29 protein-coding genes are annotated in these 25032 nt (G+C 72.9%); 13 read left to right on the top strand and 16 right to left on the bottom strand.

The window, feature by feature from the left end; all coding sequences use genetic code 11:
* Positions 1-72 precede the first annotated feature (72 nt).
* Positions 73-828, top strand: a complete 756-nt coding sequence (dapB, locus tag ASG88_RS01120; protein ID WP_056885561.1) for a 4-hydroxy-tetrahydrodipicolinate reductase — start codon at positions 73-75, stop codon at positions 826-828.
* Between the two features lie 89 nt (positions 829-917).
* Here the strand turns inward: dapB and ASG88_RS01115 are convergent, their stop codons facing one another.
* The 6 genes from ASG88_RS01115 to ASG88_RS01090 are packed head-to-tail and all read right to left on the bottom strand — an operon-like array spanning position 918 to position 9494.
* Positions 918-2672, bottom strand: a complete 1755-nt coding sequence (locus ASG88_RS01115) for an L-lactate permease (protein ID WP_056885560.1) — start codon at positions 2670-2672, stop codon at positions 918-920.
* A gap of 30 nt (positions 2673-2702) precedes the next feature.
* A complete protein-coding gene (gene glcF, locus ASG88_RS01110; RefSeq protein WP_082599768.1) occupies positions 2703-4103 on the bottom strand; it encodes a glycolate oxidase subunit GlcF in 1401 nt (466 codons plus the stop codon).
* On the bottom strand, positions 4103-5359 hold the full coding sequence (locus tag ASG88_RS01105) for an FAD-binding oxidoreductase (RefSeq protein WP_056885559.1): 1257 nt from the start codon (positions 5357-5359) through the stop codon (positions 4103-4105). Before ASG88_RS01105 ends, glcF begins: the two co-directional genes overlap by 1 nt.
* Positions 5359-6876, bottom strand: a complete 1518-nt coding sequence (locus ASG88_RS01100) for an FAD-linked oxidase C-terminal domain-containing protein (RefSeq protein ID WP_082599767.1) — start codon at positions 6874-6876, stop codon at positions 5359-5361. Before ASG88_RS01100 ends, ASG88_RS01105 begins: the two co-directional genes overlap by 1 nt.
* A gap of 12 nt (positions 6877-6888) precedes the next feature.
* Positions 6889-7320, bottom strand: a complete 432-nt coding sequence (locus tag ASG88_RS01095) for a GlcG/HbpS family heme-binding protein (RefSeq protein ID WP_056885558.1) — start codon at positions 7318-7320, stop codon at positions 6889-6891.
* On the bottom strand, positions 7317-9494 hold the full coding sequence (locus ASG88_RS01090; RefSeq protein WP_056885557.1) for a malate synthase G: 2178 nt from the start codon (positions 9492-9494) through the stop codon (positions 7317-7319). Before ASG88_RS01090 ends, ASG88_RS01095 begins: the two co-directional genes overlap by 4 nt.
* A gap of 160 nt (positions 9495-9654) precedes the next feature.
* Between ASG88_RS01090 and ASG88_RS01085 the strand changes: the two genes are divergently transcribed.
* A complete protein-coding gene (locus ASG88_RS01085; RefSeq protein ID WP_056885556.1) occupies positions 9655-10422 on the top strand; it encodes an IclR family transcriptional regulator in 768 nt (255 codons plus the stop codon).
* Positions 10423-10440: 18 nt separating this feature from the next.
* Here the strand turns inward: ASG88_RS01085 and ASG88_RS01080 are convergent, their stop codons facing one another.
* From ASG88_RS01080 to ASG88_RS01065, 4 genes are all read right to left on the bottom strand, one after another.
* A complete protein-coding gene (locus tag ASG88_RS01080; protein ID WP_056885555.1) occupies positions 10441-10740 on the bottom strand; it encodes an AzlD domain-containing protein in 300 nt (99 codons plus the stop codon).
* Positions 10740-11432 carry an AzlC family ABC transporter permease gene (locus ASG88_RS01075; RefSeq protein ID WP_056885554.1) on the bottom strand — a complete coding sequence of 231 codons (693 nt, stop codon included), beginning with the start codon at positions 11430-11432 and terminating at the stop codon, positions 10740-10742. Before ASG88_RS01075 ends, ASG88_RS01080 begins: the two co-directional genes overlap by 1 nt.
* Before the next feature lie 22 nt (positions 11433-11454).
* On the bottom strand, positions 11455-11667 hold the full coding sequence (locus ASG88_RS01070) for a hypothetical protein (RefSeq protein ID WP_056885553.1): 213 nt from the start codon (positions 11665-11667) through the stop codon (positions 11455-11457).
* 110 nt (positions 11668-11777) lie between these two features.
* Positions 11778-12326, bottom strand: a complete 549-nt coding sequence (locus ASG88_RS01065) for a GNAT family N-acetyltransferase (RefSeq protein ID WP_056885552.1) — start codon at positions 12324-12326, stop codon at positions 11778-11780.
* Positions 12327-12494: 168 nt separating this feature from the next.
* On the opposite strand from ASG88_RS01065, the gene paaA reads away from it, so the two are divergent.
* Genes paaA through paaE form a run of 5 tightly spaced genes read left to right on the top strand, consistent with a single transcriptional unit; the run spans position 12495 to position 16120 of the window.
* Complete coding sequence (paaA, locus tag ASG88_RS01060; protein WP_056885551.1) at positions 12495-13493, top strand: 1,2-phenylacetyl-CoA epoxidase subunit PaaA; 999 nt, start codon at positions 12495-12497, stop codon at positions 13491-13493.
* Positions 13490-13777 carry a 1,2-phenylacetyl-CoA epoxidase subunit PaaB gene (gene paaB, locus ASG88_RS01055; protein ID WP_056885550.1) on the top strand — a complete coding sequence of 96 codons (288 nt, stop codon included), beginning with the start codon at positions 13490-13492 and terminating at the stop codon, positions 13775-13777. Before paaA ends, paaB begins: the two co-directional genes overlap by 4 nt.
* Complete coding sequence (gene paaC, locus ASG88_RS01050; RefSeq protein WP_235534670.1) at positions 13774-14553, top strand: 1,2-phenylacetyl-CoA epoxidase subunit PaaC; 780 nt, start codon at positions 13774-13776, stop codon at positions 14551-14553. Before paaB ends, paaC begins: the two co-directional genes overlap by 4 nt.
* Positions 14553-15065 (top strand): 1,2-phenylacetyl-CoA epoxidase subunit PaaD, encoded by a 513-nt coding sequence (paaD, locus tag ASG88_RS01045; protein WP_056885549.1) that lies wholly within the window; start codon positions 14553-14555, stop codon positions 15063-15065. The genes paaC and paaD overlap by 1 nt, the downstream gene beginning before the upstream one ends.
* Positions 15065-16120 (top strand): 1,2-phenylacetyl-CoA epoxidase subunit PaaE, encoded by a 1056-nt coding sequence (gene paaE, locus ASG88_RS01040; RefSeq protein ID WP_056885548.1) that lies wholly within the window; start codon positions 15065-15067, stop codon positions 16118-16120. Before paaD ends, paaE begins: the two co-directional genes overlap by 1 nt.
* Here paaE and ASG88_RS01035 read toward each other — a convergent pair.
* From ASG88_RS01035 to ASG88_RS01025, 3 genes are all read right to left on the bottom strand, one after another.
* Entirely contained in the window at positions 16108-16764 is a 657-nt protein-coding gene (locus ASG88_RS01035; protein WP_056885547.1) for an alpha/beta fold hydrolase, read from the bottom strand. The genes paaE and ASG88_RS01035 overlap by 13 nt on opposite strands.
* A 46-nt stretch (positions 16765-16810) precedes the next feature.
* Positions 16811-17575: a hypothetical protein gene (locus tag ASG88_RS01030; protein WP_162259798.1), complete on the bottom strand. Its 765-nt coding sequence runs from the start codon at positions 17573-17575 to the stop codon at positions 16811-16813.
* A gap of 67 nt (positions 17576-17642) precedes the next feature.
* Positions 17643-18236 carry a DUF3043 domain-containing protein gene (locus tag ASG88_RS01025; protein ID WP_056885545.1) on the bottom strand — a complete coding sequence of 198 codons (594 nt, stop codon included), beginning with the start codon at positions 18234-18236 and terminating at the stop codon, positions 17643-17645.
* A gap of 144 nt (positions 18237-18380) precedes the next feature.
* Here ASG88_RS01025 and ASG88_RS01020 point away from each other — a divergent pair, with 144 nt between their 5' ends.
* Genes ASG88_RS01020 through ASG88_RS01000 form a run of 5 tightly spaced genes read left to right on the top strand, consistent with a single transcriptional unit; the run spans position 18381 to position 21172 of the window.
* Positions 18381-19172, top strand: a complete 792-nt coding sequence (locus ASG88_RS01020) for a PspA/IM30 family protein (RefSeq protein ID WP_056885544.1) — start codon at positions 18381-18383, stop codon at positions 19170-19172.
* On the top strand, positions 19169-19447 hold the full coding sequence (pspAA, locus tag ASG88_RS01015; protein WP_056885543.1) for a PspA-associated protein PspAA: 279 nt from the start codon (positions 19169-19171) through the stop codon (positions 19445-19447). Before ASG88_RS01020 ends, pspAA begins: the two co-directional genes overlap by 4 nt.
* Before the next feature lie 20 nt (positions 19448-19467).
* A complete protein-coding gene (htpX, locus tag ASG88_RS01010; RefSeq protein ID WP_056885542.1) occupies positions 19468-20379 on the top strand; it encodes a zinc metalloprotease HtpX in 912 nt (303 codons plus the stop codon).
* Complete coding sequence (pspAB, locus tag ASG88_RS01005; protein ID WP_056885541.1) at positions 20379-20948, top strand: PspA-associated protein PspAB; 570 nt, start codon at positions 20379-20381, stop codon at positions 20946-20948. The genes htpX and pspAB overlap by 1 nt, the downstream gene beginning before the upstream one ends.
* Positions 20945-21172, top strand: coding sequence for a histidine kinase dimerization/phospho-acceptor domain-containing protein (locus ASG88_RS01000; RefSeq protein ID WP_056885540.1), 228 nt, complete (start codon positions 20945-20947; stop codon positions 21170-21172). The genes pspAB and ASG88_RS01000 overlap by 4 nt, the downstream gene beginning before the upstream one ends.
* Before the next feature lie 35 nt (positions 21173-21207).
* On the opposite strand, the gene nadA is transcribed toward ASG88_RS01000, so the two are convergent.
* A complete protein-coding gene (gene nadA, locus ASG88_RS00995) occupies positions 21208-22392 on the bottom strand; it encodes a quinolinate synthase NadA (RefSeq protein WP_056885539.1) in 1185 nt (394 codons plus the stop codon).
* A gap of 105 nt (positions 22393-22497) precedes the next feature.
* On the opposite strand from nadA, the gene ASG88_RS00990 reads away from it, so the two are divergent.
* On the top strand, positions 22498-23727 hold the full coding sequence (locus ASG88_RS00990; protein WP_157559499.1) for a glucose-1-phosphate adenylyltransferase family protein: 1230 nt from the start codon (positions 22498-22500) through the stop codon (positions 23725-23727).
* Here the strand turns inward: ASG88_RS00990 and ASG88_RS00985 are convergent.
* Both ASG88_RS00985 and ASG88_RS00980 read right to left on the bottom strand, forming a co-directional pair.
* Positions 23724-24614 carry a GNAT family N-acetyltransferase gene (locus ASG88_RS00985; RefSeq protein WP_200956306.1) on the bottom strand — a complete coding sequence of 297 codons (891 nt, stop codon included), beginning with the start codon at positions 24612-24614 and terminating at the stop codon, positions 23724-23726. The two genes, ASG88_RS00990 and ASG88_RS00985, sit on opposite strands and share 4 nt — an antisense overlap.
* The gene (locus ASG88_RS00980; RefSeq protein WP_056885537.1) at positions 24611-25030 is read right to left on the bottom strand and encodes an SRPBCC domain-containing protein; all 420 of its coding nucleotides are present in this window, start codon (positions 25028-25030) and stop codon (positions 24611-24613) included. Before ASG88_RS00980 ends, ASG88_RS00985 begins: the two co-directional genes overlap by 4 nt.
* Positions 25031-25032: the final 2 nt, after the last annotated feature.

The following is a 25032-nucleotide window of genomic DNA, read 5'->3' as shown; positions in this document are numbered from 1 at the left end:
CAGCCTGCCACTAGCCGGTTCACGAGTCAGCCACCGCCACTCACCGGACGCCTTCGACGCTAGGTTGGACCCGTGAGTGAGCAGCTGTTGGTCGGTGTCCTGGGAGCGCGCGGCAAGGTCGGCGCGGAGGTCTGCACTGCGGTCGAGGAGGCCGCGGACATGGAGCTGGTGGCGCAGGTCGACGCCGGTGATGACATCGGCTCCCTGGTCGGGTCCGGTGCGCAGGCGGTCGTCGACTTCACGCACCCCGACGTGGTGATGGACAACCTCGCCTTCTGCATCGAGCACGGCATCCACGCGGTCGTCGGCACCACGGGCTTCGACGACGCCCGCCTGGACCAGCTGCGTGAGTGGCTCGGCGACACCCCGCGCTCCGGGGTCCTGATCGCCCCCAACTTCTCCATCGGCGCGATCCTGATGATGCGGTTCGCCGCGCAGGCGGCCCCGTTCTTCGAGTCCGTCGAGGTGGTCGAGCTGCACCACCCCGACAAGGCCGACGCGCCGTCCGGCACCGCGCGGCGTACGGCGGAGCTCATCGCCGCCGCCCGCCGCGAGGCGGGCAGCGGGCCGATGCCCGACGCGACCTCGACCGGCCTGGAAGGGGCGCGCGGCGCCGACGTCGACGGCGTCCCCGTGCACTCGCTGCGCATCCGGGGGCTGGTCGCCCACCAGGAGGTCGTGCTCGGCGGGCTGGGGGAGACCCTGACCATCCGCCACGACTCCCTGCACCGGGCGTCGTTCACGCCGGGGGTCCTCACCGGGCTCCGCGCCATCGGCGACCGCCCCGGGCTCACCGTCGGGCTCGAGCACGTGCTCGACCTCGACTGAGCGCGCGACGCGCGGACGCGACCGCGGCAGGACATGCAGGAGGGCCCGCACCCCGGACGGGGTGCGGGCCCTCCTGCCGTGCGGGTCGGTCAGGGGACCATCCAGCTCAGGACGGCCGTGGACTGCAGGCCGACCAGGATGCACATGAGCACCAGCAGGCCGAGGCTCCAGCCGATGACCTTGCGGAAGATGTCGCCCTCCCGGCCGGCCATGCCGACGGCAGCGGCGGCGATGGCGAGGTTCTGCGGGCTGACCATCTTGCCGAGCACGCCGCCGGAGGTGTTGGCCGCGGCCATCAGCACCGGGTCGAGCCCGGCCTGGGCCGCGGTCTGCACCTGGAGCGCCCCGAAGAGCGCGTTGGCGGAGGTGTCCGAGCCGGTCACCGCGACGCCGAGCCAGCCCAGGATCGGGGAGAGCAGCGCGAAGGCCGCGCCCGTGCCGGCGAGCCAGGCGCCGAGCGAGGCAGTCTGGCCGGACAGGTTCATCACGTAGGCCAGCGCCAGCACCGCCATCACGGTGATGATGGCGGACTTGAGCTCGACGTACGTGCGGCCGTAGGTGCGAAGGGCCTCGCCCGGGCTCACCTTGAGGATCAGCATGGTGATGAGGCCGGCGAGGATCATCAGCGTGCCGGCAGCGGGGAGCCAGTTGAAGCCGAACGTCGTCGTCGCGACCGGCTCGCCGGCCGTGTTGAGGACCTCGAGGCCCGGCCACGCGAACGCGAAGGTGAACGGCTCCTCGGCGAAGTACTCCTTGATCGCCGGGATGTTGACGATCGAGAAGATCGCGATGATGACGCCGTACGGCGCGTAGGCCTTGACGACCTCGCCGCGGGAGTCGTGCACGGGGGCGCCGTCGCCGGACCCGGAACCGGACGTCGCCGCGCGACCAGTCGACGACGTCACGGACGTGGACACGCCGTGCGGCTGGCGACGACCCGAGGCGGGCGAGGCCGCGGCGTGCTCCAGCTCCTCCTCCTCGGCGAGGACGCGGTCGGCGGTGAGCACCTCGGACGGCGTCCAGACCCGCAGCAGCAGCACGACGGCCGCGGCCGCGACGAGTGCGGCGACGATGTCGGCCAGCGGCACCGAGATGTAGTTGGCGGCCACGAACTGGGCGAAACCGAAGGCCGCACCACACACCAGGGCGGGCAGCCACGTCTGGCGGACGCCGCGACGGCCGTCGACGACGAAGACCAGGACGAGCGGGACGATGACGGCGAGGATCGGGGTCTGGCGACCGACCATGGCGCCGAGGGTCTCGACGTTGAGCCGGGGGTCGTCGCTGGCGCCGGAGGAGACGGCGGCCAGGGTGACGATGGGGGTGGCCAGGGCGCCGAAGGCGACCGGGGCGGTGTTGGCGATGAGCGCGACCGCCGCGGCCTTGATCGGCCGGAAGCCGAGCGCCATGAGCATCACCACGGTGATGGCCACCGGGGTGCCGAAGCCGGCCAGCGCCTCGAGCAGGGCACCGAAGCAGAAGGCGATGATCATCGCCTGGATCCGCTGGTCGGGGCTGACCTTCTCGAAGGACCGCCGCAGCACGTCGAAGTGCCCGGACGCCACGGTCAGGTTGTAGACCCAGATGGCGTTGATGACGATCCACAGGATCGGGAAGAAGCCGAACGCCGCTCCCTCGGTGGCCGCGAGCAGCGCCTGCCCGACGGGCATGGCGAACAGGACGATGGCGACCACCAGGGACACGCCGAGCGAGATGAGGCCGGCGACCCAGGCGCGCAGGCGCAGGCCTCCGAGGAGGACGAACAGGGTGATGAGGGGGATGGTGGCGCACAGGGCGGACAGGGCCAGCGAGTCGCCGACCGGTGAGAGGTTCTGCTGGAACACGGTGTCTCCCGAGAGAGGTGGATGGGTGGGTCAGGCGGTCGTGAACGTGCTGGTCGGAGCCCCCCGGATGGACGCGTCGAGGACCTCGATCGTGTGGGCCATGCCCATCGGCCGGCCGCCGTCGGCGGCGGTCAGGCGTTGGATGGCGGAGGTCACCTGCATGAGGCACCCGGGGTTGGCGGTGACGAGCACCTCGGCCCCGGTCGACACGATGTTGTGGGCCTTGCGGTCGCCGAGCTCGCGCGCGGGCTCCGGGTTGGTGATGTTGTAGATGCCGGCCGACCCGCAGCACAGGTCGCCCTCGGGGATCTCCCGCAGCTCCAGGCCGGGGATGGCCTCGAGCAGCCGGCGTGGCTCGGCGCGCACGCCCTGGGCGTGGGCGAGGTGGCAGGCGTCGTGGTAGGCGATGGTCATCTCGAGCGGGTGGCGCGGGGCGACCGGGCCGAGCTCGTCGAGGATCTCGGAGATGTCGCGGACCTTGTCGGCGAACTCCTGCGCACGCGCGGCGTACGCCGGGTCGTCGGCCAGCAGCGCGGCGTACTCCTTCATCGAGGAGCCGCAGCCCGCCGCGTTGACGACGACCCGCTCGACGCCGCTGGACTCGAAGGAGTCGACGAGGGCCCGGGCGTAGCCCCGGGCCTCCTCCTCACGGCCGTTGTGCACCGACAGTGCGCCGCAGCAGCCCTGCGACCGGGGGACCACGACGTCGCACCCCTCGGCGCGCAGCACCCGCGCGGTGGCGGAGTTGACGCCGGGGAAGAACGCGCCCTGCACGCACCCCGTGAGCAGCCCGACGGTCATCCGCCGGGTACCGGTCGCCGCGATGTGCTCGGGCAACGGCTCGGGGCGGCCGAGGCGGGGGGCGAGGCTCTCCATCGCCGCCAGGTGCGGGGAGATGCGGTCGAGCAGGCCGGTACGCCGCAGCGCGCGGTCGAGGCCGGTCGCCTGCATGGCCCGCAGGGGACCCCTCAGCAGCCGTAGCCGGCGCGGGTGCGGGAAGAGGGCGAAGACGAGGCCGCGCAGCGCCTTCTCCTGCGCCGGGCGCTCGTGGTGGCGCTCCACCTGGGCCCGGGTCTGCTCGATGAGGGTGTCGTACTGGACGCCCGAGGGGCACGCCGTCACGCAGGCCATGCACCCCAGGCAGGCGTCGAAGTGCCCGACCATCGAGTCGGTCATCGGCTCGCCCTCGAGGCCCTCCTTCATCAGGTAGATCCGGCCGCGGGGGGAGTCCATCTCCTCGCCCCACAGGACGTACGTCGGGCAGGTCGGCAGGCAGAACCCGCAGTGCACGCAGTCCCCGATGAGGGCGGCGTCGGGCGGGTTGTGGTCGTCGAAGGCGCCACCGGGGGCCGGCATGCCGAGATCGACGGGATCGACGACGCCGCCCATCTCGCCCAGCGTGCCGTCGGTGTCGTGCTCGGTCGTGCTCATCAGATGCCTCCCACGAAGCGGCCCGGCGAGAGCCGGTGGTCAGGGTCGAACTGGTCCTTGACGCGGCGCATCAGGTCGATGGCCGGGATCGGTCCCCACACGTCGACGGCCGCCTTCACCGCGGCGGGCGCATCCACCACGACGGCGGTGCCGCCGTGGTCGCCGCACACGCGCCGCAGCCGGTCGAGCGCCGTCCGCACGTCGTCGAGGGGGGTGTCGGGCCCGAGGGCGGCGTAGAGGACGCCGGACCCGGCGGAGCCGCGCACGGTGACGCCGGTGTCGTCGGCCGCCGCCAGCACGGCGTCTAGCCCCGAGAGCACGCAGGTGAGCTTGAGCGCGATGCTGCGGCGGTCACCGGTGGCCGCCACGTCCCAGGGGTACGCCGCCCCGTCCGCCGGCTCGTCGGTGGACTCGGTCGCGTCGGACCCGAGCAGGCCACGCACCGCCTCGGCGCGGCCCGCGACGCCGTCGGCGCGGCCCTCCACGAGGACGCTGACGGAACCGGATCCGGCCGCCCAGTCGACCTCGACGGCGGCCGGGACGACCTGGGAGTGCACGACCGACTGCGCGACCTCGAGGGCCCGCGTGGGGGAGTCGACGGGCACGGACAGCCAGCGGTGGTCGGCGGGGAGCGGGTGCAGCCGGAAGGTGGCGTCGGTGATGACCGCGAGGGTGCCCCCGGAGCCGATCAGGAGCTTGCCGATGTCGTAGCCCGCGACGTTCTTGACCACCCGCCCGCCGGCCTTGGCCACGACCCCGTCTGCGCGGACCATGGTGATGCCGATGAGCAGGTCGCGGGCCGTGCCGGTGGCTGTACGACGGGGGCCGCTGGTGTTGGCGCCGAGCACGCCACCGACGGTGGAGCCGGGCACGGTCTCGTCGAGCGCCAGCCGCTGGCCGCCCTCGCCGACCGTGCGCTGCACGTCGGCGAGCAGTGCGCCCGCCTGGGTCGCGACGATGAGGTCACCGGCGGCGTGGTCGAGCACCCGGTCGAGCGCCGAGAGGTCGAGCAGCACGTCGGCGCTGGAGGGGGCCGTGCCCCACGAGAGCTTGGTGCCGCGCCCGCGGGGCACGACCGTGAGGCCGTGGGCCGCGCTGGCCCGCATCACCTCGGCCACCTGGTCGGTGTCGGAGGGTCGGACGACCAGTCCGGGACGCACGCCGTCGACGGCGTCGTGCTCCTGGGGGTCGTCCACCTGCGCACAGGCGGAGGAGAGCGCCTCGCGTGCGGCGGTGTCGAGCGTGTCCGTCGTCATCAGAAGACCTCCGCGAGGCCGGCCTCCTGCAGGGGGTGGGCGCCCTTGTGTCGCCCGGGCACCTCCCCGCAGAGCCGGGGGGTGGGGAACACCTTGCCGGGGTTGGAGATGTTCTGGGGATCGAAGGCGCAGCGCACCAGCTGCATGGTGTCCAGGTCCTCGTCGGTGTACATGCGGGGCATGTACTTCGACTTGTCCATGCCGACGCCGTGCTCACCGGTGATCGAGCCGCCGTGCTCGATGCACAGGTCCAGGATCGCGCCGCTGACGCGCTCGGCGGCCTCGCCGGCACCCTCGATCTCGTCGTCGAACAGCACCAGGGGGTGCAGGTTGCCGTCGCCCGCGTGGAACACGTTGGCCACCCGGACGCCCGACGAGCCGGAGAGCTCGGCGATGGCCGTGAGCACCTCCGGCAGCGCGGTGCGGGGGATGACGCCGTCCTGGACGATGTAGTCGGGGCTGATCCGGCCGACGGCGGCGAAGGCGGACTTGCGGCCCTTCCAGATGAGCGCGCGCTCGGCGGGGTCGGTCGCGAGCCGCTGCTCGAAGGCGCCGTGGTCGTCGCACAACCGCTGGACCTCGGCGTACTCCTGCTCGACCTCGATCGCCGCGCCGTCGAGCTCGATGACCAGCACCGCTCCCGCGCCGTCGGGGTAGTTGCAGTGCACGGCCGCCTCGGCGGCCTCGATCGCGAGGGCGTCCATCATCTCGATCGCGGCGGGCACGATCCCCGCGGCGATGATCGCGGAGGTGGCCGCGCCGGCCTGGTCGGTCGAGGAGAAGCCGACCAGGATCGTGCGCACCTCCTCGGGCAGCCGCACCAGCCGGACGGTGGCGGACGTGACGATGCCGAGCGTGCCCTCGGAGCCGACCACCGCACCGAGCAGGTCGTAGCCGGGGGAGTCGGGTGCCGCGCCACCGAGCGTCACGGTGTCGCCGTCGGGGGTCACGAAGTCGGCGCCGAGGACGTGGTTGGTGGTGAAGCCGTACTTGAGGCAGTGGGCGCCGCCGGAGTTCTCCGCGACGTTGCCGCCGATCGAGCAGATCTGCTGGCTCGACGGGTCGGGCGCGTAGTAGTAGCCGACGGGGGTCGCGGCCTTGGTGACGTCGAGGTTGATCACCCCGGGCTCCACGACCGCGCGCTGGTCCTCGCGGCGGACCTCGCGGATGGTCCGCATCTGCGAGGTCACGACGAGGACCCCCTCGGCGTGGGGCAGGGCCCCGCCGGAGAGCCCGGTGCCCGAGCCGCGGGCCACGAAGGGCACCGCGTGCTCGGCGCACGCCCGCACGAGCGCGGCCAGCTGCTCCGCGTCCTGGGGGATGACGACGAGGGCGGGGGTGACGCGGTAGTGCGCCAGCCCGTCGCACTCGTAGGTCCGCAGCCGGGCGCGGTCGGTGATGACGCCCGCCTCGGGGAGCAGCCTGCGTGCGACCTCGGCGACGGCCGCGATCCGTCCGGAGCTGTCGATGCCGCTGCCCCCGCTCGTGGTGCTCGTGTCCTGTGTCGCGTCACCCATGCCCGGCACCCCTCAGTCGACCTGCGGCGTCAGGCCGGCGCCAGTGATGCCGGCCACCGCGGCCGCCTCGTCGTTGTCGGAGGTGTCACCGGTGACGCCCACGGCGCCGACGAGGTCGCCGCCCTCGTCACGGATGAGCACGCCACCCGGCACGGGCACGAGGGTCCCGCCGACGGCGGAGGTGACCGCGGCGATGAAGTAGGGCTGCTGCTCGGCGCGGCCCATGATCGAGCGGGACCCCATCCCCAGCGACAACGCGCCGTACGCCTTGCCGAAGCCGATCTCGAAGCGCTTCATCGACGAGCCGTCCTCCCGCTCCACGGCGACCACGTGACCGCCCGCGTCGAGGACGACGATCGTCAGCGGCTTGAGTCCCGCCGAGCTCGCGTGGGCCCGCGCCCCGGCGATGACGGTGCGGGCGGTCTCCAGGTCGAGGCTGGTCATGACGAGGTCCTCTCGGCGGTCTTCCGGTGGGCGCGGCGGGCGTGCAGGATCGGCTCCGTGTAGCCGCTGGGCTGCTCCAGCCCCTCGAGCACGAGGGCCCGGGCGGCGGCGAAGGCGTCGCCGTCGAAGTCCGGGGCCATGGGGGCGTACGACGCGTCGCCGGCGTTCTGCTCGTCGACCACCGCGGCCATCCGCCGCAGCGTCTCGTCGACCTGCTCGCGGGTCACCACGCCGTGGTGCAACCAGTTGGCGACGTGCTGCGCGGAGATCCGGCAGGTGGCCCGGTCCTCCATGAGCGCCTCGCCGGTGATGTCGGGGACCTTGGAGCACCCGACCCCGGCGTCGACCCAGCGGACGACGTAGCCCAGCAGGCTCTGCAGGTTGTTCTCGATCTCGGCCGCGCGGTCCGCGTCGGACCACGAGGACGGGTCGCCGAGCGGCACCCGGAGCAGCTCGGCACGATCGCGCCGACGGCCCCCGTCGCGCAGCTCCTCCTGGCGGGTGCGCACGTCGACCTGGTGGTAGTGCAGCGCGTGCACGGTCGCGGCGGTGGGGGAGGGCACCCAGGCGCAGCTGGCGCCGGCCTGCGGGTGACCGATCTTGGCGTCGTACATGTCGGCGAGGCTGTCGGGGGCCGCCCACATGCCCTTGCCGATCTGGGCCCGGCCCAGCAGGCCGCACTCGAGACCGATGTCGACGTTGAGGTCCTCGTAGGCCTTGATCCAGGTCTCGCCCTTCATGTCGTTCTTGCGCACGACGGGGCCGGCCAGCATCGAGGTGTGGATCTCGTCGCCGGTGCGGTCGAGGAAGCCGGTGTTGATGAAGACGACCCGCTCGCGGGCCTCGTGGATGCACGCCTTGAGGTTGAGCGACGTACGCCGCTCCTCGTCCATGATGCCGACCTTGATGGTCAGCGGGGGCAGCCCGAGCAGCTGCTCGACGCGGCCGAAGAGCTCGACCGCGAAGGCCACCTCCTCGGGGCCGTGCATCTTGGGCTTCACGACGTACATCGAGCCGGTGCGGGAGTTGGCCAGCGTCGAGTCGCCGCGCACGTCGCGGAGGCTGCCGAGCGCGGTCATGATCGCGTCGAGGATGCCCTCGGGCACCTCGTTGCCGTCGCGGTCGAGGACCGCGTCGGTGGTCATCAGGTGCCCCACCTGGCGGATGAAGAGCAGCGCGCGGCCGCGCAGCGTGACGTCGGCGCCGGACGTGGTGGAGTAGGTGCGGTCGGGGTTCATCGACCGGGTGAAGGTCGTGCCGCCCTTGGTCACCTCCTCGGCGAGGGAGCCCTCGTTGAGGCGCAGCCAGTTGCGGTAGCCGAGCACCTTGTCGTCGGCGTCGACGGCCGCGACCGAGTCCTCGAGGTCCATGATCGTGGAGACGGCCGACTCGAGCAGGAGGTCCTTGACCCCGGCCGCGTCGGTCGACCCGATCGCGTCGTCGGGGTCGACCTGGATCTCGACGTGCAGGTGGTGGTGCACCAGCAGGACGGCGTCGGGGGAGGCCGCGTCACCGCGGAAGCCGACGAGCTGCGCGGGGTCGGCCAGCCGCACGGCGTCGTCCTTGACGGTCACGGCGAGGCCCTGGTCGTCCACGGCGTACGACGTGGCGTCCGCGTGCGAGCCGGAGGCGAGCGGGAAGTGCTCGTCGAGGAAGGCCCGGCCCCGGGCGATGACCTCGTCACCGCGCGCCTTGTTGTACGAGTCGCCGGGCGCCAGCTCGCCGTCGGTCGCGATGACGTCGGTGCCGTAGAGGGCGTCGTACAGCGAGCCCCAGCGGGCGTTGACGGCGTTGGTCGCGAAGCGGGCGTTGAGCAGGGGGACCACCAGCTGCGGTCCGGCGATGGTGGCCACCTCGTCGTCGACACCGGTGGTCGTGACGACCACGTCCGCCGGCTCGTCCAGCAGGTAGCCGATCTCGCGGAGGAAGGCGGTGTAGGCGTCCGGGTCCGGCGTGCCGGGGTGCTCGCGGTGCCACTCGTCGATGCGTGCCTGCAGCTCGTCGCGGCGTGCGAGGAGCTCGCGGTTGCGCGGCGCGAGGTCGTGCACGATCGCGGCGGCTCCGTCCCAGAAGGCCTGCGGGTCGAGACCCGAGCCCGGTAGCGCCTCGTCCTCCACGAATCGGTGGAGGCTGGCGGCCACGTCGAGGCCGCCCGTCTGAACGCGGTCGGTCATGCCACTCCCTTGCTCGGGGAACCCGAGGACAACCCTTGCCCGGATTTCCGCATTGTGGAAACATTGGTAGTCAATAATGGAAACTATGGACTAGGCCACTGCTGTGTCAAGCGTCACGCCGGTCGAGCGACACTCGTCAGCACGACATGAGGAGGGATCCATGGCACCACCGTCGGAGCCGTCCGGGCACACCCCTGGCGGCGTGCAGTCCGTGCACCGCGCGCTGGACCTGCTCGAGGTCGTGGCCGCCCGGGGTGGGACCCTCACCATCGGCGAGATCTCTGCGTTGACCGGGATCCCGTTGCCGACTGCGCACCGGTTGCTGCGCACGCTCGTCGATCGCGGCTACATGCGCCAGGCTCCCGATCGCCGCTACGCCCTGGGCTTCCGGCTCGTCCCGCTCGGCGCGTCCGCCGGTGCGATGGTGGGGGTCGGGACCGAGCGCGTGCTCGGGCGGGTCGTCGAGGCCCTCGGCGAGACCGCCAACCTGGCCATGCTCGACGGCGACCGGGTGGCCTACGTCGCCCAGGTGCCCGGGCGGCACGCGATGCGGATGTTCACCGAGGTCGGACGGCGCGTGCACCCGCACTGCACGGCGGTCGGCAAGGCCGTCCTCTCCGCGGCCCCCGAGGCCGACGTCCGGGCGCTGCTCGCCCGCACCGGGTTGCCACGGCACACCGCGACCACGATCACCGACATCGACGTGTTCCTCGCCCAGCTCGACGAGGTCCGCGAGCGCGGCTATGCGCTCGACGAGGGCGAGCAGGAGGTCGGCGTCCGCTGCCTCGCGGTGCGGCTGCCCGGCAGCGCCGTGCGGATGGGGCTCTCCATCTCCGGGCCGGCGCCGCGGATGACCGACGACCTGCTGGCCGAGGCCGTCCCGGTCCTGCGGGCGGCCGCCCAGGACCTGGCCGCCGCCATCGGGTGACCCGGCGCCCCCCGGGCCTCAGGCCACGAGGCGCAGCAGGGCCGCGGTCGCCGCGGCACCGACCACCACGACGAGGAACGGCGCCCGCAGCAGCAGCGCCGCGACGGCGAAGGCGAGTCCCGCGGTCCGGGCGTCCACCGTCAGCGACGTCCCGGCCGACCACACCTGCACCGCCACCAGGGCCGCGAGCAGCGCCACCGGCATCAGGTCGGCCACCCGCGCGACGACCGGGCGGGCGAGCACCCGCGCCGGCAGGGACAGCCCGGCCCACTTGAGGGCGTAGCAGCCGGCCGCCGCCACCAGGATCGCGACCCACATCAGGCGGCGGCCTTCGTGCGGGACAGGACCCCGGCCAGCAGGGCGACGCCGCCGGCGGCGAGCACGGGCACGCCTGCGGCCGTCAGCGGGACCAGTCCGAGCGCCACGCCCGCAGCGACCACGGCGACGACCCGGCTCCGCCGGTCGGACAACCGGGGCCAGAGGAGGGCCAGGAAGGCCGCGCCCACGGCGGCGTCGAGGCCGTAGGTGCGCGGGTCCCCGATCGTCGTACCGGCCAGTGCGCCGCCGAGGGTGGCGAGGTTCCACAGGACGAAGACCGCGATCCCGGTGGTCAGGAAGCCCAGCCGGGCGGCGGTCCTGGTGTCCCGGTTGACCGCCATCGCCGTGGACTCGTCGAGGAGGACGTGCGCCGCGGCCGCCCGCCGCCACCCGTGGAAGGCCAGCAGCGGGGCCATTCGAAGGCCGTACAGCGTGTTGCGGGTGCCCAGCAGGATCGCGGCCATCGCCCCGCTGATCGGGGCACCGCCCGCGGCGACGACGCCGACCAGGGCGAACTGGGACGCGCCGGTGAAGACGAGGAGCGACAGGGCGCAGGTCTGGAGGACGCTCAGCCCCGCAGCGACGCCGACGGCGCCGAAGCTGATGCCGTAGGCACCGGTGGCGATGCCGACGGCCAGGCTCTCACCGACGATCGTGCGCCGCTGCTCGGCAGGCAGGGGCGCATCGGGCATGCCGCCAGCGTAGGGAGGTGGGTCAGTGGGCCCGGCGACGACCGCGCTGCGTGGACACCGGCCGCGGGCGGTGGAAGTCGTGGAGCAGGACGTACGCCGACGCCACGCCGGCGACCGCGCCCAGCACGATCCCCGGTCCGACCGACATGGGGACGTGGGGCATGAGGCCCGACCAGACTCCGAGGCCGATCCAGACCGAGAGGGCGCCGACCACGAGGACGACTCTGTGCAGCACGGGCAACGGACCGAACAACGGGCACCCCCAGGGCCTGCGGCAGCGGAGCGGCCGCCTGAGATCCATGATGCTCCGACGTCGCCGGAAATCAAGTCACTCGGAGGGGTGGTTCAGCCGATGGCCGTGTGCAGCCGGACCTGCTTGACGGTGGTCTCGCCCGACCCGTCGAGGTCGAGCTCGCGGTGGGCGCCGTCGGCGTCCCAGCCCGCCTCGGTGAGGAAGCGGCGCTGGTCGTCGTCGCTGGCGAGGAGCCAGGTCACCGCGCGGGTGAAGCGGTCGGCGACGAGGGTGTCGACCGCCGCCTGGAGCAGCCGCGACCCGTGGCCCTTGCCCCGCTCGGCGGGGTCGAGGGTCATCTCGGCCAGCGCGCCGTCGGCGACCGGGTCGCAGTCGGGGTCCTCGGCGGGGCCGGTGAGCGCGAAGCCGACGACCCGGTTGCGCTCGAGGGCGACGAGGACACGGTGGCGGGCGTCGGCCGGCCGTCCGAGCGACTGCCGCCAGGCCGGTGCCAGCGCCGCGGGGTCGGTGGGGAGTGCGTCGGCCGGGACCACGTCGGCGTACATCTCCTGCCACGCGCGCACCTGCACCGCGGCGATCGCGTCGGCGTCGTCGGCCCAGGCGATGCGGACGGAGACGTCGGCAGAGGGGGAGTGGCTCACCCTGCGCACGGTAGTCCGTGACGGACGGACCCCCGGTCGAGGGGTGTGGGGGTCCGAGGGGGAGCAGCGCTACCGCGACTACTTCCACCTGGATCGTCACGGACTATCGGTGTGACACGGATGTGTCACGAACGCGCAGACGTGTCACAGGGGTGGTAGATTCGGGGGGTGTACGGCAACGACTTCACCGCCCCCGACGGCCCCCGTCCCGCCCCCGAGGCAGGAGGCGCCGAGCCCGCGTCCTTCCTGGCCGTGCTGGCCGACGGCGGCCGCATCGAGCCCCGCGACGAGATGCCGGAGGCCTACCGCAGGTCGCTCGTGCGGCAGATCGCCCAGCACGCGCACTCCGAGATCATCGGCATGCAGCCCGAGGGCAACTGGATCGCCCGCGCGCCCAGCCTGCGCCGCAAGGGCATCCTGATGGCCAAGGTGCAGGACGAGGCCGGCCACGGCCTCTACCTGTACGCCGCCGCGGAGACGCTGGGCGTCGATCGCGCCGACCTGCTCGACCAGCTCCACGACGGCCGGCAGAAGTACTCCTCCATCTTCAACTACCCCACGCTCACGTGGGCCGACATGGGCGCCATCGGCTGGCTCGTCGACGGCGCCGCGATCGTCAACCAGGTCCCCCTGTGCCGCTGCTCCTTCGGCCCCTACGCCCGGGCCATGGTGAGGGTGTGCAAGGAGGAGTCGTTCCACCAGCGCCAGGGGTTCGAGATCCTGCACACCCTGTCGCACGGCACCCCGGCCCAGCGCGCGATGGCGCAGGACGCCGTCGACCGCTACTGGTGGCCGAGCCTGATGATGTTCGGCCCGTCGGACACGGGGCCCGACGCCGCGACCGGGCACACCGCCCAGTCGATGGCCTGGGGGATCAAGCGGTTCTCCAACGACGAGCTGCGCCAGCGCTTCATCGACATGACCGTGCCGCAGGCCGAGGCCCTCGGCCTCACGCTGCCCGACCCCGAGCTGCGCTGGAACGACGAGCGCGGCCACTACGACCACGGCCCGATCGACTTCACCGAGCTCTTCGACGTCATCAAGGGCAACGGCCCGTGCAACCAGGAGCGGATGGCCCACCGGGTCGGCGCCCACGAGGACGGCGCCTGGGTGCGCGATGCCGCCGCGGCGTACGCCGCCAAGCGCGAGCAGGAGGCAGTGGCATGAGCACCCCCCGGGAACCCCTGTGGGAGGTCTTCGTGCGCTCGCGCCGGGGCCTCAACCACGTCCACGTCGGGTCGCTGCACGCACCCGACGCCGAGATGGCGCTGCGCAACGCGCGCGACGTCTACACCCGCCGGCAGGAAGGCGTGTCCCTGTGGGTCGTGCCGGCCTCCGCGATCACCGCCTCCAGCCCCGAGGAGCGCGACGCGTTCTTCGACCCGGCCGCCGACAAGATCTACCGCCACCCGACGTTCTACGACGTGCCGGAGGGGGTCGAGCACCTGTGACCGCCCCACGGATCACCCCACGGACGACCTCCACCCACGTCGACTACGTCCTCGGCCTCGCCGACGACGCCCTCGTCTCCGCCCAGCGGATGGGCTGGTGGATCAGCCGAGCCCCCCAGCTCGAGGAGGACCTGGCGCTGGCCAACATCGGCCTCGACCTGCTCGGCCAGGCCCGCTCGCTGCTGTCCCACGCCGGCCGGCTCGAGGGTGAGGGTCGTGACGAGGACGACCTCGCCTACTGGCGCGACGAGCGCGACTTCCGCAACGTCAAGCTCGTCGAGCGCCCGCAGGAAGACTTCGGCGTCGCGATGGCCCGGCTGCTCGTGCTGTCCACCTGGCAGTCCGAGCTGTACGCCGCGCTCCAGCGCAGCAGCGACCCGGTCCTGGCCGCCGTCGCGGCCAAGGCGTCCAAGGAGGTCGCCTACCACCACGACCACGCCCGCCAGTGGGTGCTGCGCCTCGGCGACGGGACCGACGAGTCGCACGCCCGCATGCAGGCGGCACTCGACGCCGAGTGGCCGTGGATCACGGAGCTCTTCGACGAGTCCCACCTCGACCCGTCCCTGGTGACCGAGGGCGTCGCGGTTGCTCCGGAGAGCCTGCGCGAGCCCGTGCTGCGACGTCTCGGCGACGTCGTGCGCGAGGCGACGCTGGAGGTCCCCGAGGTCGCACCCCGCGTGCCCGGTGGTCGGGCCGGCCTGCACACCGAGCACCTCGGCCGGCTGCTCGCCGAGATGCAGCACCTCACCCGCTCGCACCCGGGAGCGACCTGGTGATGACCGGCACCCACGACGTCGGCGCCGGCCGAGACACCCGCGCCTGGCGGGTCGCGAGCCGGGTGCTCGACCCCGAGCTCCCGGTCGTCACGATCGAGGACCTCGGGATCCTGCGCGACGTCACCGAGGACGACCAGGGGCGCGTCCACGTGCAGGTCACGCCGACGTACTCCGGCTGCCCCGCCATGGAGACCATCCGCACCGACCTCATCGACCGGCTCAGCGAGGAGGGCTACCTCCAGGTCACGGTCGAGTTCGTCCTCTCGCCGGCCTGGTCGACCGACCAGATCACCGCGCAGGGCCGGGCCCGACTGGAGGAGTACGGCGTCGCGCCGCCCCCCACGGAGGCCGAGCGCCGGCAGGGGCCGGTGGGCCTGACGCTGTCCGTCCGCTGCCCGCAGTGCGGCTCCCCGGACACCCGCGAGTCCAGCCGCTTCGGCTCCACCGCGTGCAAGTCGCTGTGGGTGTGCCGCCACTGCCGCGAGCCCTTCGACCACTTCAAGGCCCTCTGATGGACTTCCACTCCCTGCGGGTCGCGCGAGTCGACCCGCTCACCGACGACGCCGTCGCGATCACCTTCGACGTCCCCGACGACCTGCGCGAGGCCTACGCCTTCACCCCGGGCCAGCACCTCACGATCCGGGGCGACGACGGCGAGCGCCGCAGCTACTCGATCTGCGTGCCGCCCAGCGCCGGCACGCTGCGCATCGGCGTCAAGAAGCTCCCGGGAGGGGCGTTCAGCGACGTCGTCGTCGCCAAGCTCGCACCCGGGGACGAGCTCGACGTGATGACCCCCGCGGGCCGCTTCACGCACGTCCCCGACCCCGCCGCGGAGCGCACCTACGTCGCCGTGGCCGCCGGGTCGGGCATCACGCCGGTCCTCTCCATCGTGTCTGCCCTGCTCGAGGGCGAGCCGGGCTCGTTCGTCACCCTCGTCTACGCCAACCGCACCCACCGGTCGGTGATGTTCCTCGACGAGGTGGCCGACCTCAAGGACACCCACGGTCCCCGGCTCCAGCTCCTGCACGTGCTCTCGCGGGAGGCCACGGAGGTGGACCTGCTCTCGGGGCGTCTCGACGGCCCGCGGCTCACCGCCATCCTCGATGCGCTGGTGCCGGTCGGGGACGTCGACGCGTGGTTCCTGTGCGGCCCGCAGCAGATGGTCGACGAGCTCGGCGGGGTGCTGCTCGACGCCGGCGTCGAGCGCTCCGCCGTGCACACCGAGCTCTTCCACGCCGAGCCCGTCGAGCGGGCGCCCGTCGCCGAGCTGGCCGACACCCCCGACGGAGCGGCGGCCGTGACGGTCCGCCTCGACGGCCGCGCCTCCGACTTCCCGCTCCGCCCCGACGGGCCGTCGGTCCTCGAGGCCGCCCAGGCCGTCCGCTCCGACGTGCCGTTCGCCTGCAAGGGCGGGGTGTGCGGCACCTGCCGGGCGCTCGTCGTCGAGGGCAGCGTCGCGATGGACGTCAACTACGCCCTCGAGCCCGAGGAGATCGAGCGGGGCTACGTGCTCACCTGTCAGTCGCACCCCACCAGCGCGCGGCTGGTCGTCGACTACGACGCCTGAGCGAGCAGCGCGGCCAGCTCGGCGGGACGTTCGAGCATCGGCAGGTGGCCCGTGGCCAGGGACACGGTCGTGGCGCCCAGCTCCGCGGCGTACCGCTCCTGCTGGGCGGTGGCGAACTGGTCGTCGACGGTCGTGACGACGTACGACGCTTCCGGCCAGGTGCGCGGGGGAGTGCGGTCGAGGTAGACCCGGCGCCCCTCCGGCGCGAAGCCGCCGACGACGAGCGCGGTGTCCTCCTCCGACAGCCCGCGGCACGTCGCCCGCAGCGCCGAGTCCGGCGGCCGGGTGCCGAGCACGCGCACGACGGCCCCCATCACCAGCCGTCCCGGCATCGGGAGCGCGCCGGTGAACGATGTCCCCGCTGGCGGGACGATGGCGGCGACCGCGGTCACCCGCCCCACCCGCTCGGGCGCGGCCGCCACCACCGCGGACGCCACCGCACCGCCGAGCGAGTGCGCCACGAGGTGGAACCGCGACCAGTCCCCGGCCGTGGCGAGCGCCGCGTCGGCGTACGACGCGAGGGTGCCGGGCGGGCCGGGCGAGGGGACGACGCGCGACTCGGCGTCGAGCCGGGAGCGGACGTCGTCCCACGCGGTGGCGGGCAGTCCCGCGCCGGACAGGATCAGGAAGGGGTCGGAAGCCATGCGCCCAGCCTGCCGCCACTGGCGGACAGGTCCTGTCCGCAGCGGGTCACGCGCTCGGGACCGGCCGCTCCCCGGCGGTCTGCTGCTCGCCGGAGAGGAGGATCGTGCCGGCGACGGACAGCACGAGGCCCACGACGACCGCGGCGCCCCAGCCGGGACGCACCTGGTCGCCCAGGAGGACGACCCCGACCAGGGCGGGGACGCCGGTCTGCGCCGTCACCAGGGGAGCGGTCGAGACCCGGACCTGTCCCCGCTCCAGGCCCAGCGAGTAGAGCCAGAAGGCGACGAGCCCGAAGGCCGGCACGGTGAAGGCGGTGACCACCACCGCCGGATCGAGGGGGAGGACCACGCCCCGGACCGCCAGGGCGGAGCCGGCGTAGCCGACCCCCGACAGCAGCCCCAGGGTGACCGCGCGCGACACCAGGCCGGACCGGGCCAGTCCCACCAGCATCACCACGCCGCCCACCGCCGTGGCGGCGAAGGCGGCGTCGGACCTCGCGGACCCGGCCGCGCCCGCTCCCGCGGCGACGAGGGCGAGCCCGACGACGATGGCGCCGACACCCAGCCAGTGCGCGGGGGTGAGCCACTCCGAGAGGCGGCGCGACACCAGCACCGTCACCGGCAGGGACAGCGAGATGCTGGCCTGCGCGAGGTAGAGCGGGAGGAACCAGATCGCGACGGCGTGCAGGACGAAGCCCCCGAGGTACATCGCCACCACGAGCATCAGCAGCGGGCTGCGCACCCCGGCCGCCACGAACCCGCCCAGGGTGCCGGTGGGTGCCGTCAGGCCACGGACGGCGCTCGCCTGCACCACGGCCGCCACACCGAAGAGGACGGCGGAGGCGACGCCGGCCGCCAGCCCGAGCAGCGGCGTCGGGTCAGCGATAGTGCTCAGGGAGCTGCTGGCCGATCTTGACCTGCGCCTTGGGCAGCCGCATGAACTTCATCTGCAGGGCCCGCATGACGGCGTAGTAGGTCGTGCCCTTGACGGGCTCGTCCGGGAAGCGGCGGGTCAGCTCGCGGCGCAGGCGGAAGCGGAGCATGGTCATGTCGACCAGGACCAGCAGCAGGGTGCCCAGCAGGATCGTGTTGCCCACGTTGGCCAGGTAGTCGTTGCCGGAGTAGCCCAGGACCATCGTCACGACCAGCAGCGGCACCATCAGCTCGATGAACGAGAAGCGGGAGTCCACGAAGTCGCGGATGAAGCGGCGCACGGGGCCCTTGTCCCGCGGCGGCAGGTAGCGCTCCTCGCCGGTCTTCATGGCCTGGCGGACCTTGGAGCTCGAGTCGCCGCGCGCGGCGCGCTGGGCGGCCATCTGCTCCTTGCGGGTGCGCGGCGTCTTGGCGCGGGCCTTGGCCGCGGCCTCGGCCTCCTTGCGCGACGGCGTGGGCCGTCCCTTGCCGCCCGCCCGGGCGTCGGTGGCGTCGGTCTCGACGGGGGTGGTGGTCTCTGACTTGCTGCGACGGAACAACGGGGGCCCTTTGGAGTGTGTGTGCTGGTGGGACCCAGCCTACCGGCGTCTGGCCCACCCAACTGCTACCTGCGACTTGGGTTTGGTCCTAGGGTGAAGACATCACACACGAGGGTGTCAACACACGAGAGGGGCCCCACCCCCATGAGTCTCATGAAGCGGATGAGCCTGATCTTCAGGTCCAAGGCCAACCAGGCGCTCGACAAGGCCGAGGACCCGCGCCAGACGCTGGACTACAGCTACCAGCGCCAGCTCGAGCTGCTGAGCAAGGTACGCCGCGGCGTCGCGGACGTCGCGACCAGCCGCAAGCGCGTCGAGCTCCAGATCAACCAGCTCGAGCAGCAGTCGGCCAAGCTCCAGGGCCAGGCCGAGAAGGCGATCGCCGCCGACCGTGAGGACCTCGCCCGCGAGGCCCTCACCCGCAAGTCGGGCCTGACCTCGCAGATCACCGACCTCCGGACCCAGCACGCCAACCTCCAGGGCGAGGAGGAGAAGCTCGTCCTGGCCCAGCAGCGGCTGCAGGCCAAGGTCGAGGCCTTCCGCACCCGCAAGGAGACGATCAAGGCCAACTACACCGCCGCGGAGGCCCAGACCCGCATCGGCGAGGCCGTCTCCGGCATCGGCGAGGAGATGGGCGACGTCGGCATGGCCATCCAGCGGGCCGAGGACAAGACCGCCTCGATGCAGGCCCGGGCCGGGGCCATCGACGAGCTGATCGCCTCCGGCGCCCTCGACGACGTCACCGCGACCAACTCCGGCGACGACATCGCTCGCGAGCTCGATGCCTTGAGCAGCCAGTCCGACGTCGAGGCCGAGCTGGCCCGGCTCAAGGGCAGCTCGCAGCCCCAGGCGATCGAGTCCGGCGACGGGGACATCCTCGAGCCCGCCGACGAGCAGCCCGTGCAGCGCCCCGTCAACGAGGGCGGCACGACGTGATCGTCCGCATCCTCGGTGAGGGCCAGTACGACGTCTCCGACGACTCGGTGGCGGCGCTCAACACTCTGGACGAGTCGGTCGAGGCGGCCGTCGAGTCCGGCGACGAGGCGACGTTCCGCAGCGCCCTCGAGGCCCTGCTCGCCGGCGTGCGGGACCACGGCACGCACCACCCCGACGACTCGCTCGACGAGTCCGACCTGATCCTGCCGCCCGGCGACGCCACCATCGACGAGGTGCGCGAGCTCCTCGCCGACGACGGCCTCATCCCCGGCTGACGGGCGTCCACCGACCCCTCATGGCGACCAACCGCTTCATCAAGGACTCCGGTCTCACCGCCCGGATGACCCTGGTCATGTTCCTGCTCGGCGCGCTCTTCGTGGCCCTCGTCGTGGGGATGATGTACGCCGTCAACAGTCCCGGTCTCGCCCTCCTCATCGGGGTGGGCGGGATCGGCGTGGCCTTCTACCAGTGGTGGTCCTCCGACAAGATGGCCATGCGGGCGATGCGGGCCCGTGAGGTGACCCCGGAGGAGGCGCCCGAGCTGCACGGCATGATCGACCGGCTCTGCGCCCTGGCCGACATGCCCAAGCCGCGGGTCGGCATCTCCGACATGGACCTGCCCAATGCCTTCGCGACCGGTCGCTCGCCCGACCGCGCGGTGGTGTGCGTGACGACCGGCATCCTCCGCACCCTGGACGCCGAGGAGCTCGAGGCCGTGCTGGCCCACGAGCTCAGCCACGTCGCCCACCGCGACGTCCTCGTGATGACGATCGCCTCGTCCGCCGGCATCGCCGCCGGCATGCTGACGCGCGGTGCCCAGTTCGGCGGCCTGAGCCGCGGCCGCGGCAACAACGGGGGCGGCGCCGGGGTGCTCATCGCGATCGCCATCAGCTTGGTCGTCTATGCCGTCAGCTTCGTCCTGCTGCGCCTGCTCTCGCGCTACCGCGAGCTGTGCGCCGACCGGTCGGGCGCCTACCTCACCATGAAGCCGCAGGCGCTCGCCTCGGCGCTGACCAAGATCTCCGGGGGTGTCAACGCCATCCCGCAGAAGGACCTGCGCTCGGGGAGCGCGGTCAACTCGCTCTTCATCGTCCCCGCGGTGCGCGGCATGACGATGCAGACCCTCACGGCCACCCACCCCTCGCTCGAGCAGCGCCTCGAGCAGCTCGCCCGCATCCAGGCCGAGCTCGGCCGGCCCACCGCCTGATGCGCTGGCTCGACGCCGTCACCGGCCGCCGCCGCCAGGCGGCCAACAACCTCGACGCGCTGTTCCTCGTCCCCAGCGCCGCCATCACCCTGGAGACGGCCGCCGGCTACTCGCCGACCGGCGTGGGGTCGGTCTGCTACCGGTCCGCCCCCGGCGCGGCCTTCGACCGGACGCAGGAGGAGATCAAGAGCCTCCTCGACGACGACCCCGAGGCCCCCGACGTCACCATCAGCGCGGACGAGTTCGGCTTCACCTGGCTGGTCGTGCGGGGCGACGCGACCGACACGGCCGGTCTCTGCACCGACCTGCACACCGTCAACACCCTGCTCGAGGAGCAGGGCTTCGCGTCCGGACTGCTGTGCTCGATGGTGACCTTCGCCGGCCACGACCGCACGTTCGGCCTCGTCTACCTCTACAAGCAGGGCACCTTCTACGCCTTCGCCCCCACCGGCCCGCACCAGCGCGACAACCTGACGGAGATCGCCGTACGCGACCATCTGGCGGCCGAGCTCCCGATGGAGCGGGACATGCAGCGCTGGCTCGCGTTGTGGAATGCTCCCGGACTGTGACCCCCCACGACGAGCTGGTCGCCTTCGCCCGGAAGGCCCGCCACGACCTGCAGAACCCCGTGGCGGCGGTGACCCTCGCGCTCGAGCTGGCGCAGGACGAGATCGCGAGCGGCGGCGACGAGGTGGAGGACCTGGTCAGCCGGGCGCTACGCAGCGCCGAGCGGCTCAGCGAGGCGCTGGACGCGCTGCCCGCCCGCGCGGCGGACTGGCCGCCCGCGGACTGAGCCGCCGGTCCTGACCCGTCCGCGGGAGTGTCGGGTCAGTCGCGGTGCGACTTGCCCGGCAGGTCGAGCATCCGCTGGAGCGCCACCAGGGCGTCGCGCTCGGTGTCGGGGTCGACGGTGATCTGGTTGACAAGGTGACCGGCGACGAGCGACTCCATCGCCCACACGAGGTGCGGCAGGTCGATGCGGTTCATCGTCGAGCAGTAGCAGACGTTGCGGTCCAGGAAGACGATCGTCTTGTCGGGGTGGGCGTCCGCCAGCCGCTTGACCAGGTTGAGCTCGGTGCCGATGGCCCACGTGGTGCCGGGCTCCGCGGCCTCGATCGTCTTGATGATGAACTCGGTCGAGCCCACCAGATCGGCCTTGAGGACCACCTCGTGCTTGCACTCCGGGTGGACCAGGATGTTGATCCCCGGGTGCTTGACCCGCAGCTCGTCGACGACGTCCTCGGAGAAGCGGCCGTGCACCGAGCAGTGGCCCTTCCACAGGATCATCCGCGCGTTCTGCAGCTCCTCGGCGGTGAGGCCGCCGCCCGGCCGCAGCGGGTCCCACACGACGCAGTCCTCCAGGGACATGCCCATCTGCAGCACGGCGGTGTTGCGTCCGAGGTGCTGGTCGGGGAGGAAGAGGATCTTGGCGCCGTCGTCGAGGTGCGCCTTCTGCGCCAGCGCCCACTCGAGCGCCACGTCGGCGTTCGACGACGTGCAGACCACGCCGCCGTTGCGGCCGCAGAACGCCTTGATGTCGGCGCTGGAGTTCATGTACGTCACGGGGACGACCTGGTCCTGGATGCCGGCGTCGGCCATCGCGTCCCAGGCGTCCTCGACCTGGGCGAGCCGGGCCATGTCGGCCATCGAGCAGCCCGCCGCGAGGTCCGGCAGCACGACCTTCTGGTCCGGGCCGGTGAGGATGTCGGCCGACTCTGCCATGAAGTGCACGCCGCAGAAGACGATGAACTCCGCGTCGGGACGCGCGGCGGCGTCGCGGGCGAGCTTGAAGGAGTCGCCGGTGACGTCGGCGAACTCGATGACCTCGTCGCGCTGGTAGTGGTGGCCCAGGACGAAGACGCGCTCGCCCAGCGCGGCCTTCGCCGCTCGCGCCCGCTCGACCAGGTCGGGGTCGGACGCGGCCGGCAGGTCACCAGGACACTCCACGCCCCGCTCGGCGCCGAGGTCACGGCCCTTGCCGAGGGGGAGGAGCGGGAGGTCGACGAGGCTCATGTCCCCATCCTAGGTCCGCTGTGACAGCCGTCTCGACGTGCGTGCGAAGGTGTGCTCGAGGACACCCGCGGCGACCGCCCGCGGCCCGGGGCAGAGGAGAGCACGATGGCACGACGAGGCGAGGTCCTGGCCCTGGTGCAGGCCGGGGGACAGGGCGGGCGCATGGACGTCCTCACCCGCGAGCGCGCCAAGCCCGCACTGCCGTACGGCGGCGTGCACCGGCTGGTCGACTTCGCCCTGTCGGCGCTCGTGCACGCCGACCTGGTCGACGTGTGGGTCTCCCTCGAGTACCAGGTGACCTCCATCGACGACTACCTCTCCGGGGGCCGCCCGTGGAGCCTGGACCGCAACCGGGGCGGGTTCCGCCGGATGGTCCCGCAGACCGGCACCGGTCCGGCGACCGAGAGCGGCTTCGCGCACGGCAACGGTGACCTGCTGCTGCGGATGTCCGCCGACCTCGAGGCCTTCGGCGCGTCGACCCTGGTGGTCTGCAGCGCCGACCACGTCTTCAACATGGACCTCGGGCCCGTCATCGACGAGCACGTCGCCGCCGGCCGGGTGGCCACCGTGCTGACCACCGAGGTGACCAAGAAGGACGCCTCGGACAACGTCGTGGTCGTGGCGAAGGCGGACGGCACCATCACCGCGATCGAGCACAAGCCGTCCCGCCCGTCGACCGGCACGGTCGCGACGGAGGTGTTCATCTACGACACCGCGGTGCTCCTGAGGACCCTGCGCGAGCTGCGGGCCGAGCTGTCGGGTGACCAGGAGGGCGACGACAGCGGCCTCGGCGACTTCGGCGAGCACGTGCTGCCGCGCCTCGTCGAGACCGGCAAGGCGGTCGCCGTGCCGATGACCGGCTACTGGCGCGACGTGGGCCAGCCCGGGCTCTACCTGCAGTCGCACCGTGACCTGCTCGCCGGCAAGGTCGACGTCTTCGAGCACCCCGGCCGGCCGGTCATCTCGCACTGGCCGGACCGTCCCGCCGCGCGGGTGCGCGGCACCGGCGTGGTCTCCGACTCGCTGCTCTCGCCCGGCTGCGACGTGTCGGGCGAGGTCGTCGGCAGCGTGCTCGGCCCCGGTGTGGTCGTCGAGAAGGGCGCCGTCGTGCGCGACAGCGTCCTCATGGAGGACTGCGTGGTGCGCGCGGGCGCCGAGGTCCGCACGGCGGTCCTGGACGAGCGCTGCGAGGTCCTCCGCGGGGCGCGGGTCGGTGCCGACACCACGGCCCGGCTGGTCCGCGACGAGCACCTCGTGCTCGCCGGCCGCGACTGCCGCGTCGCCGGGGAGGTCCCGGCCGGAGCCCGGCTCGAGCCGGGCACCGACATGCGTTAGAGCAGCGAGCCGTGGTGCACGTACGGCGCCGGCGGCTTCATCCCGCGCAGGCACAGGTAGCCGCTGGTGTGCACCGACAGGCGTGCCGCGAGCCCGACGTCGATCGCCCACTGGTTGGCGGCCGTGACGTGGTGCAGCGAGACCGTCGACCCGGGTGACGACGACGCGAAGGCCTCCCACACCAGGTCCGAGGCCGTACGCCGCGTGGTCGCGGCAGCCAGGACCGGCGAGCCGCCGGCGCCGACGTACGCGTAGCCCTGGCTCGACGACGTCTCGCAGACGAGCAGGCGGAACTGCTCGAGGAGGGCCTCGTGGTCGGACAGGTGGGCCGCACCGCGGGTCTGGCGGTCGACCGAGTTCATCAGGTCGATGTCACCGGCGCTGCCCTCCCGCACCCGCTCGACGACCGGCAGGGCGTCGCGGTCGACGGTGCCGGTGAGGAACATCTGCGGGTGCAGCGTGAAGCCCGCCAGCCGGTAGCGACGGACGGCGGCCGGGTCGGCGCTCGCGGCGAACATCCCGCGCAGGCACCCGCGGCCGTGGTGCAGGGCGGCCGCCAGCAGCTGGGTGCCCACGCCACGCCCCTGCACGTCCGGCGCGACGGCGAAGGACGACAGGATCCACATCAGCTCGCGGACCCGGGAGATGGCGCACCCGACGACGCGCCCGTCGAGCTCGGCCACCCAGCAGCCCTCCGGGTCGGTGCGCAGCGCGTGGGCCGTCCGCCGCTCCCACGCGGCGTCGCGCTCCGGCGTACGCGGCTGCGGGTCCGGCCAGTCGCGTTGGAAGGTGCGCCGGTCGACCTCGGTGTAGGCGAGACCGGTCAGCTCGGCCATCGCCGCCAGGTCGGCCTCGCGCGCCGGACGGACGACGAGCCCGGTGGTCACGACACGTGGGCGGCGAAGCGGGTGAGCATGGCGTCCCAGTGGACGTAGCGCTCGCGGACCTCGTCCGCGCCGTCCACCCACCCGCCGTGCTCGAGGCGGACCCGGGTGCCGGCGCCCTCCTCGGTGAAGGTGACGTCGAGCTGGGTGGGCTGCGCCTGCTCGTGGCCCAGCCAGAACTCCTGGCCGTAGTGGCCGAGCGGCTCCCACGTCGTCACCCGGCCCCAGACGTAGCGCTCGCCGTCGTCGTGCACGGTCGCGACGTCGCCCTGCGGGTCGATCTCGATGCTGGAGTACGTCGCGGGGTCCGGGCTCAGCATCGGGTCCCACCACTCGCCCATCTGGGCGGTGAAGCCGACGAAGGCCTGGGTGGGCGTCACCGGGACGACGGTCTCGGTGACGATCGGGTCGAGGGGCATGC

Origin of the sequence: Nocardioides sp. Soil777 (assembly GCF_001428425.1) — a bacterium.
In the GTDB taxonomy this organism is placed as follows: Bacteria; Actinomycetota; Actinomycetes; order Propionibacteriales; family Nocardioidaceae; genus Nocardioides; species Nocardioides terrigena.
The sequence above is the reverse complement of the archived record's forward strand: the minus strand, read 5'-3'. Positions and strand labels throughout refer to the sequence as shown.

Excerpts from the sequence above, each read along its gene's own strand:
- glcF (WP_082599768.1), bottom strand. The coding sequence starts at position 4,103 with ATGAGCACGACCGAGCACGACACCGACGGCACGCTGGGCGAGATGGGC.
- ASG88_RS01105 (WP_056885559.1), bottom strand. The coding sequence starts at position 5,359 with ATGACGACGGACACGCTCGACACCGCCGCACGCGAGGCGCTCTCCTCC.
- ASG88_RS01100 (WP_082599767.1), bottom strand. The coding sequence starts at position 6,876 with ATGGGTGACGCGACACAGGACACGAGCACCACGAGCGGGGGCAGCGGC.
- ASG88_RS01095 (WP_056885558.1), bottom strand. The coding sequence starts at position 7,320 with ATGACCAGCCTCGACCTGGAGACCGCCCGCACCGTCATCGCCGGGGCG.
- ASG88_RS01090 (WP_056885557.1), bottom strand. The coding sequence starts at position 9,494 with ATGACCGACCGCGTTCAGACGGGCGGCCTCGACGTGGCCGCCAGCCTC.
- ASG88_RS01085 (WP_056885556.1), top strand. The coding sequence starts at position 9,655 with ATGGCACCACCGTCGGAGCCGTCCGGGCACACCCCTGGCGGCGTGCAG.
- ASG88_RS01080 (WP_056885555.1), bottom strand. The coding sequence starts at position 10,740 with ATGTGGGTCGCGATCCTGGTGGCGGCGGCCGGCTGCTACGCCCTCAAG.
- ASG88_RS01075 (WP_056885554.1), bottom strand. The coding sequence starts at position 11,432 with ATGCCCGATGCGCCCCTGCCTGCCGAGCAGCGGCGCACGATCGTCGGT.
- paaB (WP_056885550.1), top strand. The coding sequence starts at position 13,490 with ATGAGCACCCCCCGGGAACCCCTGTGGGAGGTCTTCGTGCGCTCGCGC.
- paaD (WP_056885549.1), top strand. The coding sequence starts at position 14,553 with ATGACCGGCACCCACGACGTCGGCGCCGGCCGAGACACCCGCGCCTGG.
- paaE (WP_056885548.1), top strand. The coding sequence starts at position 15,065 with ATGGACTTCCACTCCCTGCGGGTCGCGCGAGTCGACCCGCTCACCGAC.
- ASG88_RS01035 (WP_056885547.1), bottom strand. The coding sequence starts at position 16,764 with ATGGCTTCCGACCCCTTCCTGATCCTGTCCGGCGCGGGACTGCCCGCC.
- ASG88_RS01020 (WP_056885544.1), top strand. The coding sequence starts at position 18,381 with ATGAGTCTCATGAAGCGGATGAGCCTGATCTTCAGGTCCAAGGCCAAC.
- htpX (WP_056885542.1), top strand. The coding sequence starts at position 19,468 with ATGGCGACCAACCGCTTCATCAAGGACTCCGGTCTCACCGCCCGGATG.
- pspAB (WP_056885541.1), top strand. The coding sequence starts at position 20,379 with ATGCGCTGGCTCGACGCCGTCACCGGCCGCCGCCGCCAGGCGGCCAAC.
- nadA (WP_056885539.1), bottom strand. The coding sequence starts at position 22,392 with ATGAGCCTCGTCGACCTCCCGCTCCTCCCCCTCGGCAAGGGCCGTGAC.
- ASG88_RS00990 (WP_157559499.1), top strand. The coding sequence starts at position 22,498 with ATGGCACGACGAGGCGAGGTCCTGGCCCTGGTGCAGGCCGGGGGACAG.
- ASG88_RS00980 (WP_056885537.1), bottom strand. The coding sequence starts at position 25,030 with ATGCCCCTCGACCCGATCGTCACCGAGACCGTCGTCCCGGTGACGCCC.